At 46.8% G+C, this 15,970-nt stretch carries 12 protein-coding genes and 1 pseudogene; 7 read left to right on the top strand and 6 right to left on the bottom strand.

What is annotated here, in order from left to right:
• A pseudogene (locus B3K91_RS03720) lies at positions 1-329 on the top strand (2-hydroxyglutaryl-CoA dehydratase); the annotation flags it as partial.
• Between the two features lie 135 nt (positions 330-464).
• Here the strand turns inward: B3K91_RS03720 and B3K91_RS03725 are convergent.
• The 5 genes from B3K91_RS03725 to B3K91_RS03745 form a co-directional block, all read right to left on the bottom strand.
• Entirely contained in the window at positions 465-1,658 is a 1,194-nt protein-coding gene (locus B3K91_RS03725; protein WP_292593435.1) for an FprA family A-type flavoprotein, read from the bottom strand.
• Between the two features lie 79 nt (positions 1,659-1,737).
• Entirely contained in the window at positions 1,738-2,802 is a 1,065-nt protein-coding gene (locus B3K91_RS03730; protein ID WP_292593436.1) for an ABC transporter permease, read from the bottom strand.
• Complete coding sequence (locus B3K91_RS03735) at positions 2,795-3,958, bottom strand: ABC transporter permease (RefSeq protein WP_292594027.1); 1,164 nt, start codon at positions 3,956-3,958, stop codon at positions 2,795-2,797. The genes B3K91_RS03730 and B3K91_RS03735 overlap by 8 nt, the downstream gene beginning before the upstream one ends.
• 10 nt (positions 3,959-3,968) lie before the next feature.
• Positions 3,969-4,862, bottom strand: a complete 894-nt coding sequence (locus B3K91_RS03740; RefSeq protein WP_414674216.1) for an ABC transporter ATP-binding protein — start codon at positions 4,860-4,862, stop codon at positions 3,969-3,971.
• Between the two features lie 103 nt (positions 4,863-4,965).
• Positions 4,966-6,732, bottom strand: coding sequence for an ATPase (locus B3K91_RS03745; protein ID WP_292593438.1), 1,767 nt, complete (start codon positions 6,730-6,732; stop codon positions 4,966-4,968).
• 525 nt (positions 6,733-7,257) lie between these two features.
• On the opposite strand from B3K91_RS03745, the gene B3K91_RS03750 reads away from it, so the two are divergent.
• Positions 7,258-8,532 (top strand): fasciclin domain-containing protein, encoded by a 1,275-nt coding sequence (locus B3K91_RS03750; RefSeq protein ID WP_292594029.1) that lies wholly within the window; start codon positions 7,258-7,260, stop codon positions 8,530-8,532.
• Between the two features lies 1 nt (position 8,533).
• On the opposite strand, the gene B3K91_RS03755 is transcribed toward B3K91_RS03750, so the two are convergent.
• Positions 8,534-9,475, bottom strand: a complete 942-nt coding sequence (locus tag B3K91_RS03755) for a hypothetical protein (protein WP_292593440.1) — start codon at positions 9,473-9,475, stop codon at positions 8,534-8,536.
• A gap of 412 nt (positions 9,476-9,887) precedes the next feature.
• Between B3K91_RS03755 and B3K91_RS03760 the strand changes: the two genes are divergently transcribed.
• Genes B3K91_RS03760 through B3K91_RS03780 form a run of 5 tightly spaced genes read left to right on the top strand, consistent with a single transcriptional unit; the run spans position 9,888 to position 15,869 of the window.
• Positions 9,888-11,009 carry a succinylglutamate desuccinylase/aspartoacylase domain-containing protein gene (locus B3K91_RS03760; RefSeq protein WP_292594031.1) on the top strand — a complete coding sequence of 374 codons (1,122 nt, stop codon included), beginning with the start codon at positions 9,888-9,890 and terminating at the stop codon, positions 11,007-11,009.
• Between the two features lie 32 nt (positions 11,010-11,041).
• A complete protein-coding gene (ggt, locus tag B3K91_RS03765) occupies positions 11,042-12,781 on the top strand; it encodes a gamma-glutamyltransferase (RefSeq protein ID WP_292594033.1) in 1,740 nt (579 codons plus the stop codon).
• A gap of 22 nt (positions 12,782-12,803) precedes the next feature.
• Entirely contained in the window at positions 12,804-13,370 is a 567-nt protein-coding gene (locus B3K91_RS03770) for a DUF6305 family protein (RefSeq protein WP_214078848.1), read from the top strand.
• A 56-nt stretch (positions 13,371-13,426) separates the two neighbouring features.
• The gene (locus tag B3K91_RS03775; protein ID WP_292593442.1) at positions 13,427-14,494 is read left to right on the top strand and encodes a succinylglutamate desuccinylase/aspartoacylase family protein; all 1,068 of its coding nucleotides are present in this window, start codon (positions 13,427-13,429) and stop codon (positions 14,492-14,494) included.
• A gap of 10 nt (positions 14,495-14,504) precedes the next feature.
• A complete protein-coding gene (locus B3K91_RS03780) occupies positions 14,505-15,869 on the top strand; it encodes a TRAP transporter large permease subunit (RefSeq protein ID WP_292593443.1) in 1,365 nt (454 codons plus the stop codon).
• Positions 15,870-15,970 lie beyond the last annotated feature (101 nt).

The raw sequence follows: 15,970 nt of genomic DNA on the forward strand, positions 1-15,970 counted from the left end.
TTGCAGCCAACAAGGGAATAAAGAAGGCATTTGAAGAGGCAGTCGGACATGAAGTAATTGTGCCGAGTAACTACGAAGTCATGGGAGCCATTGGCGGCGTGATTCTTGCGCGCGAGGAGATCGAGAGAAAGCCTGAAGAGACGTCCTTCAAGGGCTTCGACTACTTGAATCTCGACTTCCGCCCTTCAAGTTTCACCTGCAACGGTTGTTCGAACAGCCGCGAAGTAATCAACGCGAAAGCCGACGGAAAAATAGTAGCAGTTTGGGGCGACCGGTGCGGCAAATGGCAAGAGCAGCTGAGAAGAAAGAAAAGAGCCTCTACCACTTGAGAGGCTCCTTGTCGTTCCTTCTGAAATCTTCATAAATGAGCTATTCAGTTGAATTAGATCTCTCAATTATCTGTGCCGATCACAATTCTCGCAAAATGCTTTCCAATTGATTTTGCAGAAGAGACAGGCCCTAGTTTATGACCTTATCGCCGCTGCCATGTTCAGACCCAGTTCAACACACTTGTCGAGATCCTCTTGCGTTGGACAGCTTTTTGCTTCTATCACGGGTCCCACTTGATCGCACTTTGATCTCGAAGCGAACTGCTGAAGCTCTTTCAGGGCTCCACCGCTCCAGGTATAGGAACCGAAAACACCTATCTTGTGATTCTTCATCATCCTGTTTTCTATCGCACTTACTAACTGCTTCATCGGCGGGAACAGCTCCATGTTGTAAGTGCAACTTCCCATTACCAGCCCTCTGAACCTCCAGATATCTCTGATAATGAAAGATATGTGCGTCGTCGATATGTTGTGAACCCTGACTTTCTCGACTCCCCCCTCGACAAGACCCGAGGCCACCGCCTCCATCATTTTCTGGGTGTTCCCGTACATTGAACCGTACACCAGAACGACCCCTTCCTCTGTCTCCTGTCTGCTCCAGCGATCGTAAAGATCGAGAATCCTTGAAGGGTTCTTTCTCCAAACCGGCCCGTGAGTAGCGCAGATGATCTTTATATCTACACGCGATAGTCTCTCAAACGCCTTTTGAACCATAGAGCTGTATCTGCCGACAATGTTTGAAAAGTATCTGAGAACTTCATCCTCAAAGAAATCTACATCAACTTCGTCGTCGAAAATCCCTCCGTTAAGTGTGCCGAAACCTCCAAAGGCATCTCCTGAAAACAGCACGCCCGTGGTCTTTTCAAGTGTCATCATTGTTTCTGGCCAGTGAACCATTGGTGTCATGTAGAACCGCAGAGTTTTTGAACCAATTTCTAGCTCCTCACCATCCTTGACTGCGATCAAATTATCTGTGACATCATAGAATGCATGGAGCATTTCTATCGTCTTTTCATTTCCGATCACCTTTAGGTCAGGAAAGGCCTCTCTCAAAACCTTAATCGAACCGGAGTGATCTGGCTCCATATGATTGACGACAAGATAATCGACTTTCTTCCCCTCAGGTAGCAGAGACTTGATCTTATCGAGAAAAGCAGAGAAGAATGCACCCTTCACTGTATCTATAAGGACGACCTTATCATCTATCAAGATATATGAGTTGTAGGACACTCCTCTTGGAAGCGGCCATAGCGCCTCGAAAAGATGAGTCTCAAAGTCATTCACTCCTATCCAGTGTATCCCTTCAGCAATTCTTACAGTATCACTCACTCAAAAAGCCTCCCTTCAGATTCATTATATCAACACGGTTTTATCATGTTTTCTCGAAAAACAGATTATACGCCCTTTCTCAAGAAGCTCTCAAATAACGCTTTCCGGTGAAGTAAAGAAGCAATACTCCACTGAAGGATAGCACGACATTAGTTGTGACAAAGTACGCTGTAGAGACCAACTCTATTCCAAGGGAATGCCTCATAAGTTCTGCCACATACTTTACAGGAAGAAACGCGGACACTATTCTCAGATAATCGGGCAAAAAGGAGAGAGGGAAATATATGCCAGCCAGAAAGACCATTATAACCATAAGAATACTTGCAGCAGTTTCTGCCGTCTCCGGATTTCTGAAAATAAGCGTCAGAAAGAGTCCAAGTGCCATCATCCCCAAAGTGGAGGAGATTATTGAGATAAGGAATAGCAACCAATCTGTCTGGAAGGTAGTCCTGAACAGCAACCTGCTCACAATCATGATTAGGAGTATCGATACAAGGCTAACCAGGAATCTAGTCAGAGTGCTTCCAAGAATGAAAGTCATGGGTTTGAGCGGAGTGATCTTGAATCTATCTAGAACTCCCCTCTTTCTGTACCTTCCGAAGACGCTTATCACTGAAAACATCCCGGCCGAAAGGAGAGAGATCGCTACGACGCCAGACATCGTATAATCGGCATCGGTTGCGCGAACTCTTCCAGCTGTCTCGGGGATGTTCTCAACAACAATCAGAGACTTCACATTGTTGATTTTCTTCTCAATGGCCGCCGAGATACTTGCCCTGGCCATTTCTATTGTACTCAGCTGACCAACATCACCCTCACGGTACAGATAGGAGATTTTCTCACCATCGAATGTAACTCCAAGCAAGATATCTCCGCTTTTTATCTTTTCTTCCAGGCTCGTCTCATCGTCAAAGAGGCTTAGACTCCAAGCCCCCGTGTCCTCAATTACCGGAGAAATATCGTAACTTCCGGTCTGATAAAGGCCTACGGAAGGTTTTTGATAATCACTTGAGCCGCCGAAAAAGAAACCGAAGAGCAGCAGGAATATCATCGGGAAGAACAACGTGAAAAAGACTTCGAGCTTGTTTCTGAACGCTTCCTTTGCAAAGGCGATGAAGACAGCTTTCAACTTGTTTCTACTCATAGCCCATCACCTTCTTGAAATTCGCGGCAAAAACGAGCAGTGAGAATGTAGTCCAGATTAGAGGTACCACTATCAGCCAGCCCACCGAAAGCGGCGCGAATTGGTAACCCATTACCCTTCTACTGAGCTCGACAAGATAGGTGGTCGGTAATGCATAGACCAACCAACGGATCCCCCATGGGAGATCAAATACGGGGAAGTAAAGGCCCCCGAGAAACATCATTATCTGGTACAGAGTCTGCCCGAGAACGGAAACTGTTGAGAGCTTTTTCGAGAAGGAAGCTATCATTAGACCAAAAGATATCGTAACAATCATTGAAAAGAGCAGAGTCAGGATAAACCTGATATCGAAGATTGAACCGCCCACCCTGTAGACAAAAGTGGCCACAAGGTACAGAAGCACCAGCGAGATAAGCATAGTTATTATCAATTTGACGAAGTGGCCAGCAAAGTATTCAAGAGATCTCAAAGGCGTAGTGTAGAGTTTCTTATTCACCCCGGACTCTCTGTACTGAATTAGACCAATGGGGCTGTTCAAAAGTGCTACCGAAAGAATCATCATCAAAGCAACCCCCGGAAAGATGTACTCTTTGTAGTCAAAGGGCTCTTTTTCAATTGCGGAGATAACCCTTGTCTCCGTCACAATGTCTAGGAAATCTCCTCCGCCCCGCCGTTCGATCTCGAGATTCACTTCGTTTATTACTTCCTCCATAATGCTCGAAGCGATCGAGGACGATTCCTTGCCGCTGATATAGTGAACTCGAAGGGGCACCTCGCCCATCTTCAGCGCCAACGCGCTTGTCATCTTTGAGTTGGTTCCGGCGGGAATAACGAGCACGATATCCTGCCTTCCCTCCCTAAGATCATCTAGAGCATCGTCGATTGACTCGTACTCCTTCTTGACAAACGGACCGCTCTCCGAGGAGATCCCTTCAATGACTTCGTCGATAATCTCTCCAAATCCCGCAAGATTCTCCTCCCTCACAATCCCCACTCTGAAACTCACTCCCTGCGTATCGCCCCCGTAAAAGGACCCGAAAACCGACGTCAGTATGAAGTATAGAATCAGGGGAAAGATGAAACTCCAGAACATCACCTGGAACTCTCTGATTTCGCTCTTGAAAAGCCCTGACGTGAAATTCCACAATCTGCTCATAAAATCCACCTCAGTCCCTCAGTTTTCTGCCGGTAAGGGTGATAAAGACGTCCTCCAGATTGGGCTTTCGAATCGTAACATCGTCCAGGAGAAGGCCAAATCTCTTCGATCTCTCGAAAAGCCGACCTAGAATTCTCTCTACATCCCTCGTTGTCACCGAATAATCGCGATTCTCAACATGTTGAAGGCCTTCCATATCCAGAAATTCCCTAGGTACGGGATCCTCTCCCTGAACACTAAAAGTGACGATATTTTCCGCATCGATAGAGTCAATGAGCTCATCCAAAGTCCCTCTAGCGATTATCTTTCCGTAATCCATTATGATTATTCTATCGGCCAGTCGTTCTGCCTCTTCCATGTAGTGAGTCGTAAGGATTACCGTCTTTTCCTTCTTCTTAAGGGCCAATATCGTCTCCCACAACATTCTCCTTGCCTGAGGGTCCAGTCCGGTGGTGGGCTCATCCAGAAACACTACTCTTGGATCATTTACAAGAGCCACTGCAACTGCCAACCTCTGAAGCTGACCTCCCGAGAGATTCTTTGTGTAGGTTTTCGCCTTATCTTCCAGCGAGACCTCTTTGATCAGATCTCTTGATGGAATACTCTTCCGGTAAAGACCTCTGAAAAGGTCAAGAGTCTCTTTGACAGAGAGATATTCAAAAAAACTCGACGACTGGAGCTGAACACCGATCTCCTCCTTCACCCTTTCGCTGGAAGGAGGCAACTTCTCTTCAAAATACTCAATCGTTCCTCCGTCTGGCTTCCTCAGCCCCTCAAGCATCTCCACAGTTGTGGTCTTGCCGGCGCCGTTGGGACCTAGAATGGCAAGTACTTCTCCCTCTCTGAGATCGAATTCTATTCCGTCAACTGCCTTCGTGTCGCCATAATATTTCCGGAGATTCATCACTTCAATTACGGTTTTCGACACTTCTTTCACCACCCTATCGAAACGTCAGTCTTTTCCAATACTATAGATTCTACCAGCTGAAACAGGCGTCAGCTCTATCTCAGTCCTGCTCGTCTATAGCCTTCAACATAGCCTTAGCGGCCCTCAGAGGCCCGTCCATCTCGAATCCCGGTATTCCTAACCTCGTCCTGACCTCGCCAACCGTTACCCCCGCTTCTATCATGGCTTTTAAATAACGATCGGCTATTACCTCATGTTTATCTCGCCTTTGAATTGCTCCAAAAGGATTCGCGAAGTAACTGTAAGTCAGACCCTTCTCGGATGTAGTCCCTTTGGCCATCCTCGCACCGCTCGAAAAGACCTCCGCCGCTTCGGAAGGATCACTGAAAATGCGAAGGTCGTCCTCAGTGTTCTCGTCGAAGTTGTTTGCATAGAGGAAATAATCAATCTTTGTCGGCTTAATGATCTCCGTATAGTTGGAATAGGGGACAATCACCCTGGCATTAATCTCGTTAGGGTTCATGAATATGCTTCGATCCATCGTTGAATAGGCATACCCAGGCTGAAGATCATCAAGACGTACAAAGGCTCCCGTTTCAGTACCGTATGCGACCACGGAACCGGATGAAGTTATGTCGAGAGATCCCATGTCATCGATCAAGATGTTTACCTCGGATACTTCCGAAGAAAGCCTGTTCAAAGCGTCGAGGGTTTCGGACTTACCGGCTCCGCTGTCACCAATCAGCATTACATTGGCCTTTTTTCCGTTTCTCAGTTTTATGTGAGCCAGAGCTCCATGAATCGGAAGCCTGCCTTCATCGATCACAAGCAAGTTGTGAATTGTGAGTATCATTTTTTTCATGTAGCCGAAATAGTCTATCGTGGGATCGTCTCCGACTACTCCCACATAAGTGCCATCGTCTTCTCTGTAAATAACTCCGTTGAAGTCCCCTCTCTCTTCGAAGAAAGAGTTGTCAAATCCCAAAACGTATATGCCATCGGGCTTCTTGTGCTTGACGATATCGAAACTCGCGAGCTCGAATAGATTCCCCAGACCGGCAGCCAGAGCCAGGTACTCTTTGTTTACCACCACGAAGACAAGTTTGGAGCCTACGTGAATGGGAAACAAGAACCAGTCTTTTCTCGAAGAGATATCCAGTCTTCTCAGAACGGGCTTGTCATAGACCTTAAACAATCCCTGTCTTTTGTTTGACCTGGTATAGAAGATTACCGGCGGCTCGAAGACTATACTCCAGACGCATGCCATGTCGTACAGAAAGTCGGCTCCGTCCACCCTAACTCTCTCATCTACTTCAGGGCGATCAACAATGAATCCCACCTGAGCACCACCTGGTTCCTGTCTCAAAATCTTTAGTCTGACATCGGAAACATTTATCAGTATCTGCCTGTACAGGCTGAGTACCAAACCCTTCAGGTCTGTGTTGGTTCTTACAAGAACCATCTGCTTGAAAATTCTATCGAAACGATTCGGGGTGTACTCATCTCTCTTGACTATGAATCTGTGCTTGTTTCTCCACAGAGAAAACAAGCTCTCGACAAACCTTACAAGAAGTTCTTTCTTGTTGCTCATCTTTGGGAAGGAATAATACGGTGAACCGTCAATCTTCTCAATCGGATCGATCGTAAGTGCAAGAAGAAGCTCTATAATCCCCTCGATATCGTACTTTATGGAGGTATCTACTGTATCTGTATTCTTCAGAAACGGCTCGAACAATGAAAGAAGCGAGTTCTTCTTTTCTTCGGAATCTCTTATGAGTTCTGCAAGTATCTCTCTAAAAGTATCGCTGTTGAGTATCTGCGAAGAAGCGTTATAAGCAACTTCCCCATTGATCAAAATGCTCCTCATCTCTCTTAGCCTCCTAAATCTGCCGTTAGTATATTATACTTGCAGGCCAGTTAAATTCATTATGGCTCATTAAGTGGCGGCAAGCTAAGCCGCCATTCCTGAAGAAGGTCTTTCGAACTCTCTTTTGTTGATAGTTCAAAATCGTCTGTGAAGGAAAAAACGTGCCTTCTTCGTCTTTAGTTGCCCATAATCTCTTCCAGACTCCCTTGATCGCCTGTAGGAGGATTGTTGTTAAGAACAACTTGGACGAAAGGGTGCTAGAATTCTGATGAAGCGGCCATGAGCCGCGAGAAAAAGAGGTGTCCAGTATGGCGGACAAGAAGAAAGAAGTCAAGAAACAAGCAAAAAAAGAAGGCAAGAAAGAGACACCAAAGAAGTAGCTTCGCTTAATCCTTCTCCGGGAGCCGGGTCGATGTTGCCCGTCTCCCGTTTTTTTACTACACCGAAATCGATAACTGAAATTCGGCTTTCGTTGTAGAATTCTTATGGGCACAATCTTCGGTCCTCGTCCGAGGAGGTGAGGTGATGGTAAGGAATTTGCTTCTTGTTCTTATAGTGATTTCATCGCTAATTGCTTTTGGGCAAAACGATATTCTTTCGATGCTGCGTGAAACTGAAGAGCTTAGTTATTTGTCAAGAAAAGTCGAGTCCTCAGGGCTTGACGTTCTCCTATCAGGCCCAGGACCTTTCACTCTGTTTGCACCCATTAACGGAGCTTTTGCTAAGCTTCCCCCTGCAACTGGCGAGAAGCTTTCAGCTGATGCCTCTTACTCACAGAGAGTTCTTCTATATCATATTGTTAGCGGCAAAATGACATCTCAAGTTATCGTTCAGAAACCCGAGATCGACACGCTTCTCGGTCAGTCACTTGCGATCGATTCTAGAGGCGGCGTAAGAGTTGACGGTTCAACAATAGTGGTCAAGGACATCCAGGCATCGAACGGCATAATTCATGTGATAGATTCTGTGATATTCCCCCGTGAAGAGCCCGACATCGCCCAGGTAATGAGGAATACAGGAATACTGGACGTGGCAGTGTCTGCTTTTGAAGAGACGGCCGTTGTGGATGCTTTGCAAGGTGAGGGTCCGATAACCATCTTCGTGCCGAGCGATGTTGCCTTCGCCAGAATTCCATGTGAAACAATGGAAGCTCTAATGAGTGACCCGGAATGGCTAAGTGAGGTGCTTCTTTATCACATATCAAAAGGTCTCTTCACAACTGGTGATTTGATCCTTGAAAACGAAGTGAGATCGCTACAAGGGGAGATAATTGAGGTGAAAGTAACTGAATCCGGGTTGGGCATTCAAGACACCCTGATAATCGTGGGCGACATAGAAGCAAGAAACGGAATCATACATATAATCGATCATGTGATGTTCCCCCAGAGTTCTCGGAGAACCCTGCCATCAATCAAGGAGGCTCTTGAAGAAAAGGGATTCGATCTCATGCGGACACTTCTCGAAAATCTGGATCTCGATGATCAATCAAACGAGGAACATCGGATCACCGTCTTTGCTGTACCAAATGAGGCACTCATCAATCTTAAAGAGGATCTTAAGCTGGGTTCCAGCTACCGAGAATCCCTGGGGAAACTGCTAGCCTATCACATCATTCCAAACGAATATCTGCACTCTGAACTGAGGATCGCTCAGACAATATTTGCGGCAAATGGAAAGCCCTTGAACATAAGGATAAGTGATCAGTCCACCGTAAACGGAATCCCGATAATCGAAAGAGATATTCTGTGCAGAGACGGAGTAATCCATGTAATCGAATCTCCCTTGATAATCGAACACTAGTCTAGTTAACAGCTCTCTTTCGGATAATCATCTTTCCGAGGGATACCAGTCCCCTCGATGAGACCACGCTTCCAAAAGCGAGCGTTCCTAGCTTTCCTCCGGCTCCTCCGAAATGATTCGCGCTATATATGAACATTATCCCCATAATCAGCGCACTGAAGAGAACTGCCTTTTCGCTCCTTAACTTCTCTCTGGATGACATACCGACAAAGGAGGCAGCCATCACAACGGCCGCCAGTTCTGCCGCGTTTTCGGCTCCAAATGCAGGCAGTAGCAACCCTCCAAGTAGACTCACCAGGCTGGATGCAACGACGGGACCGTTTTTCAGTCTTATGGACAACACATACGTCAGTACTGCTGAAGCCAGGCTGAAGAGCATTATACTTATCCCGAAGTGACGAAATTCGAGCAGTACGTCAATTAGTTCACATCTAGAGCTTGTAGAAACTATTATCCAGCTGCTGAACGCTATTGCCCCAAGCTTTCCCCCATAACCCTCAAAGACGTCCCTGGCGATGGAGTATAGTGTTCCTGCGATCACCCCTGCCAAAACTATGTGTCCTAAGTCGTGAAGAACATCGGGAGAGACCATTCCAACGAAAGCCCCGCAATAGATTTCAACAGCGTGGTCCTTAACTAGCGCAGCACCTACAAGACCAACGAGCGCTGCGGCCACTATCGCTCCAAGCCCAAGATAAATGCTTACAAAATACGCCGTCAATGTGCCTGCGCTAACCCAAACCACCGAGGTCACGTATCCCATAAGGCTTACGTCAGATGAACGTTTGGGGGGCAACTCTCTGAAAGCCTCCCATACGAATCCGACAACGATTATCGAAAGAAATGGCACCATGATAATCTCGAAATCCAGCGATGAAACTGCTGTTTGAACAAACAGAAGAAGGGTCATAAATACAAGTGATGCAAAACCTAGCCATCTCATCTCAAGCTCCGAATAATTCGCAAGAACTCCCAGAACCACTGTTCTTAAGCGAAATCAACTCCCCAACGGCAAGTCAAGAGTCAAAGGATCATCAAACACAAGTCTTTGATCTTCAATGAGAAATCCGATAGTTATTCGACCATAATAACGTGAGTAAATTAGACTGCATGCATTTGTTTGGATGTATAGACTTTTATTGCTTTGAAATTACTAAAAGGTTGACATTTTTTCAAAGTCCTCCTTGCACAGAATTCAGTAGTATAATCATTATATCGTACCATCATTCACAAGCCTCCCAGATACCTGATTGAATTCAGCGACCCTCTAACTGGAGCTTTTTTTGCTGAGTTCTTGTAGATATGCGAAATGCAGACGGAGTTGGGTTTCTTCGAGGCAGAAGGGACTGGTATACTTGGAAAGACACTTCAAATTCTTGATATTCATTTCTTCTGTTGTGGTTGTCGTGATTCTCTCGGCCTTTTCATTCACGGCAATGTGGGAGGACCCACCTATCGTTCCCGGAAATGGCGTAACCGAGATAAAAATGCTGAGCGAGTGGTTGCCATCGATTGGAGGAACCATGCTGGATACTGAGGTCTATGTCATCAACGGCTCAGAAGAGGGCGGGAAGTTCCTTCTTCTCGGCGGAACACATCCGAACGAACCGGGGGGAACTCTCGCGGCCGTAGTCTTCGTCGAGAATGTGTCTGCGATCTCGGGCACTATATACGTAATACCACGTTCCAACCATAGCGCCTTCACCCACAACGATGCAATGGAGGGAGCTCCTCAGTTCTTTTCTATAGAATTGCCGGACGGTACTGAGAGAGTATTCAGATTTGGCTCTCGAAGGACTAATCCTATCTCTCAATGGCCTGATCCTACTATTTACCTGCACCCGACAGGCGCTACGCTTGGAGGAGGAGAAGTATCGAACTTGAACAGGACCTTCCCCGGACGAGAAGACGGTTATTCTACCGAAAAGGTGGCAGCCGCGATCATGAATCTTGTGCTTGAAGAGGGAATAGATCTGGTTTGCGATCTACATGAGTCTTCGCCAGAGTATCCTGTAAACAATGCAATCGTCTTTCACCAGGATTCCGCAGAACTGGCAATTATGACTCAGATGATGCTTGAGATGGAAGGCATCGACATCAGACTTGAAGAGTCTCCAATCAATCTCAGAGGGCTTACTCACAGAGAGATCGGGGATAATTCAGATGCTCAAGTCGTTCTTCTAGAAGTATCAAATCCTTCGCAGGGAAGACTGCGGGGAAAGACAACGGAAGATCTCGTGACAAAAGGGATCGACAAGTTCTACTTGCAAGCTTCCAAAGACGGGAAATTGTTCGCTCCATATGACGAAACAGGTTATCCTCTTGATCTCAGAGTAGCGAGACATGTTGCAACAATCAGAGTTCTAGTCGATTCCTGGAACATGATGTTTCCCGAGAGGATGATCCTTCTTTCGGACATCCCGCCCTATGAGGGGCTGGTTGATGGTCTGGGGACTTATCTTAATCCAGTTTCATGAGAAACACACATTTCTAGATTGGAGGGGAAAGAATGAAAAAAGTAGTATTGCTCGTTACACTTATCGTCTTTGCGTTCACGGCCTCGTTTGCTACCGTGACTGCTCCGACTGTTGCCTCAAGCAATGGAATGGTGGCAGCGGTTGACAAATATGCAGCTGAAGTAGGCGCAAAGATTCTCGAGATGGGAGGCAACGCTGTTGATGCTGCGATTGCAGTAAGTTTTGCTCTTGGCGTTGTCGAACCCTACGCATCCGGCTTGGGCGGAGAAGGCTATGCAGTGATCACAATGGCCGATGGAAGCAAATTCGCTATCGACTTCAGGAGTGCAGCTCCGATGGCAGCTTCTTACGAAGCTCTTTCCGAGCTCGGACTTACGATAAGCAAAGCCAATTACACTCCAAAGGGAGCCTGTGTTCCCGGAGTCCTTGCCGGAATAAAGGAAGCCTGGCTGTTGGGAGCAACACTTCCTCTGGCAGATCTCATTCAGCCAGCAATAGACCTTGCAAGAAATGGTTTCATAGTCGATGAAACATTTGCCCAGACAACTTCTGACACGTACGAACGGGTCCTCGCAAACGGTTTCGATTTCTTGAACGAGGGCTTTGTCTGGGAAGTTGGATCTACATTCACGAATCCTCAGCTGGCAGAGACTCTTGAAAGGATAAAAGAGGAAGGAATCGATACATTCTACTCGGGAAGTCTCGCAGATGAGATCGAAGAGTTCATGATTGAGAATGGCGGTTTTATGAGAAAATCGGATCTCGAGATGTACAGGGCTATCGTTAGAGAGCCGCTTCACGGGACTTACAGGGGATACGATTTTTATGTTCCGCACCCACCGGTTTCAGGCCCTCAGTTTATTGCCGTTCTCAATACTCTTGAGAACTACAATCTTCCCGCAATGAGCTGGGACGATCCTCTGGCAGTTCACATTATTCAGCAGGCGCTGGTTCTTGGAGACGTCGACAGAAGAGCTTACATAAGCGATCCGGAGTTCTATGATCTCCCATATGAAGCCTTCATGAGCAAAGAATATGCTAAAACAAGATTCATGGCGATCGATCTGTCACAGGCCTTCGATCCAGCTTCCTACTATGACTACCAGGGAGACGCCTACCCATTTGCAGATGGATCAACTTATGAAGAGGTTCTTCTGGGTGCCTTGGAGTCGGTAGCCGCTAATGAAAGCGGAGTGGAAGAATCGCCATCGACAACCCATTTCTCTATTGTTGACAAGGACGGAAACGCAGTAGCCTGGACTCAGACGATTTCGAGCTTCTTCGGAACCAGCTTTTACTTCAAAGGATTCTTTTTCAACAATGAAATGGCCAACTTCGCTTCCTCATACAGAGAAGGAGACGTCATCAACCTTACCGGGGGAATGAGACCCAGAACGACAATCTGCCCGACAATAATTCAGAAGGATGGAAAGGTTCGCTGGGTAATCGGCACACCGGGCGCCGGAAGAATTATTCCAACGATGGTTCAGCTGGCAGTTGACCTTATAGACTTCAACATGCCTGTGGACCAAGCAATAAGAACGCCCAAGTTCGTTGGATACGCAACTTACAATGATCTTAGAATTGAAGAAGGCTATCCACAGACTACACTTGACTTCCTCGAAAAGGTTCTTGGACATCAACTGAATGTATATTCATACCCCGATCTCTTCTTTGGCGGCCCGAATCTTGTTTCTGTTGAAGAAAACGGTTTGATGATAGGAGCCGGCTCCATAAGAAGAGGCGGATCTGCTTCCGCACCGGAATTTTGAGAAATAGAAAGGATGATGTGATTTGAAAAGGCTATTGATTACGGCACTACTGATTGTCTCTTTTGCACTCTTAGGATTTGCTGCAGAGGGAACCGAAGAGCAGTTAATTCTTGAAGAACCCGTTGCAGTTACTTCGGCCGGGCAATCTCCCGGTGCGCTTCAGTTCACAGTGGTTGCAAAGATGATCAAGCTGGAATACACTTTTGAAAAGCTTCTTAGCGTAGAGACCGTGGACATCTCTCAGTTCAAGACCCTCGTGCTGGTCGTTGGAGCCAGCGGAAAAGGCCTTGGGGCTGCCAACATAGATATCGAGGCAGAGATCCGGAGAGTGAAATCACTCGCCGAAGCGGCTGAAGAAAGCGGTGTGAAAGTAGTTATCTGCAATCTGGAAGGCGAATCGAGAAGGGGTCCGTCTTCCGACAGAATAGTCACCGAACTCGCACCTTTTGCAGATGCATACTTTGTAAAATCAGACGCCGATCTAGACGGTTTCTTCACATCGTTCAGCGAAGAGGCCGGAGTTCCCCTGGCAACTTTTGAGAAGACAATTGACCTGAAAGACGTACTGGCCGAATACTTCGGCAAATAGCAATATGAATGGAAGGGGCGCGTTCTTGCGCCCCTTATTTCTTTGGAGGAAAACTAATGAGAATAAAAGCAATTCTGATTGTGGCTCTATTTCTAACTTCTGCACTCTTCGGGAGTTTTTTCAGACCGGATGTGCGTCCCGGATACGGTGTCACCGACATCGGCTGGTTATCTGACTATTTCTCTCCGCTGCGAAACACGAATATGGATACTCCCGTGTATTTCATGGACAGCGGCATCGAAGGACCGACCTTTCTTCTAATGGGAGGAACCCATGCTAGAGAGATTTCGGGCACAACCGCAGCGATAGTCTTCATAGAGAATGTTACAGTTACGAAAGGCAGGGTAATCGTACTTCCCTTTTCAAATATCAGCGCGGCTTCAATAGCTGACGAGACGGGAAAGGTACCTCATTTTATACCTATTGAAAGCAGGTCCGGCAAAAGGTTCTTGGTGTATGGCGACAGAAGAACCGATCCGCTTGATCAGGGCATTCCTGATCCTGAGATCTTCAAACATGCTCAGTCTGATTTCACTCTCGACGATGGGGCGGAATCCAGGAATTTGAACAGGCAGTATCCGGGAGTTGCAGACGGAAATCCTACTCAGCAGCTTGCCTACGCAATAATCCAGCTCGTGAAAACCGAGAACGTCGATTTCAATCTTGACATGCATGAGAGTGGAACGCCTGACAGCTATATCGACAGCAAAGGAAATGAGCGGTCCGGCAGCAGTCTGGCTTACACACTGGTTTGTCATCCCGATGCTCTAGAAATCGGAGCAGTAGCGATTATGGAAATAGAAGCCTTCTATGGCGTTTCAATGAAGCTTGAAGAATCAAACAGGGCCTTCAGAGGCCTAAGTCACCTTGAAATCCGTGACGCAACTGGTTCGCTTTCATTCCTTTCGGAGACACCTAATCCCGGACAGGATTCATGGAGAGATAGATACGACGTTATCAACGATCCCGACTATCCTTTGAGCCACAGGGCAGGTTTACAGCTTCAGATAATAAGATCTCTTTTTGGTGCTTACGAAATGATGATAGGTGAAACGATTGAAGTCGAAAATCTTCCGTCTTATGAAGAAGTCATGCAAAACGGGATATTCTCTTACTTGAACTGAATTTCCGGGGGTGAATGTCATCTATACGCCTGAAGTCTGGTATTTTTTAGTAATGCTGATAACGTTTGTGGGTCTGGCTGTTATTAAGATCCCTATTTCCGTTTCATTGATGTTCTCCGCGCTGGCGGGCTCGATCGCCTTCGGGGAGTTCTTTCCTCTCAGGCATCTCGTCGAAGGTGGTTTTGGTTACATAGACACCATACTTGTGATTGGCTCTGCTATGATTTTTATGGAGTCAATCAAAGTGTCGGGCCTTCTAAATACAATTGCAGGAAACATGACGATCGCCCTTCACAAGAAACCAACCTTTCTTCTCGTATTGCTCACTTTTTTCATAATGATTGCCGGCATGATAACCGGGTCGTCAACGGCTACAGTTCTTACTACCGGTGCGATTGCCTTCCCGGTGCTGAAGAGTCTCGGATTGAGCAAGCGAAGAGCTGGTTCAATAATCGCAATGAGCGGAATCTATGGCATGATTGCACCTCCGATAAACTTGCCCGCAATGATCATCGGTCAGGGCGTCGACATGCCTTATATCGGATTCACCACCCCTCTTCTCCTTATGACCTTCCCCCTGGCAATTGTTACCTCGCTCATTATCGGAGCCCGCCAGGTAAAGCCGGTCGATCTTGAGGAATTCAGGAAAACTAGAGAGAGGGAACCAATCAAGGGCTTTGCAGTCTACTTGCCGCTGATTCTTATGGTAATACTTATGGTTCTGGAAAACGTTAGTTGGGGATTCTCTCTCGGTCTACCTCTAATTTTCATGCTCTCCGCGATTGTAGCGACCATAACGGGAGCAAAGGGCAATCTCCTTAAGATTTCGATATCGGCGATACAGAACTCTCTTGGTATTCTTTCGATACTAATAGGTGTGGGAATGTTTATTCAGATCATGACTCTGAACGGCGTCCGCGGTCTCATTGTGGGCTTCCTGAATGGCCTTCCGCAAGGAGCTCTGTTGGCAGGAATCGCTCTTGGCATTCCGGCATTTGGTGCTGTTTCTTCTTATGGCTCTGCCTCAGTGCTTGGAGTTCCCTTCTTGCTTGCCTTTCTCGGCAACAATGATATCGTCGTCTGTTCGGCTCTCTCTCTGCTCGCCGGCCTTGGAGATATGGTGCCGCCAACCGCCCTTGCCGGCATATTCGCCGCTCATGTGGTCGGAGAGAAGAACTATTTCAAGATCTGGCTGAGCTCGATGCCGGCCTTTTTCATTACGATGATATTCGCTACCATTACTATAATCTACTCAAACGCGGTAGGAAGATTCGCAAACAGCTGGTACTTCTATCCAGTTTTCATAGCTGGTTTTGTAATCGTTGCGATTGCGCTTCTTCTAGTAGATAAGAGAAAGGAGATGCCAGTGTCGTGACATTCATATATATTGCAATTGCAGTGTATCTTGCTTCTGTTTTAATATATTCGGCTTACAAGACTGCCAAGAAATGGGAGTGGGTCATGATCGCCATGATA

Source organism: Mesotoga sp. UBA5847, assembly GCF_002432735.1.
Classification (GTDB): domain Bacteria; phylum Thermotogota; class Thermotogae; order Petrotogales; family Kosmotogaceae; genus Mesotoga.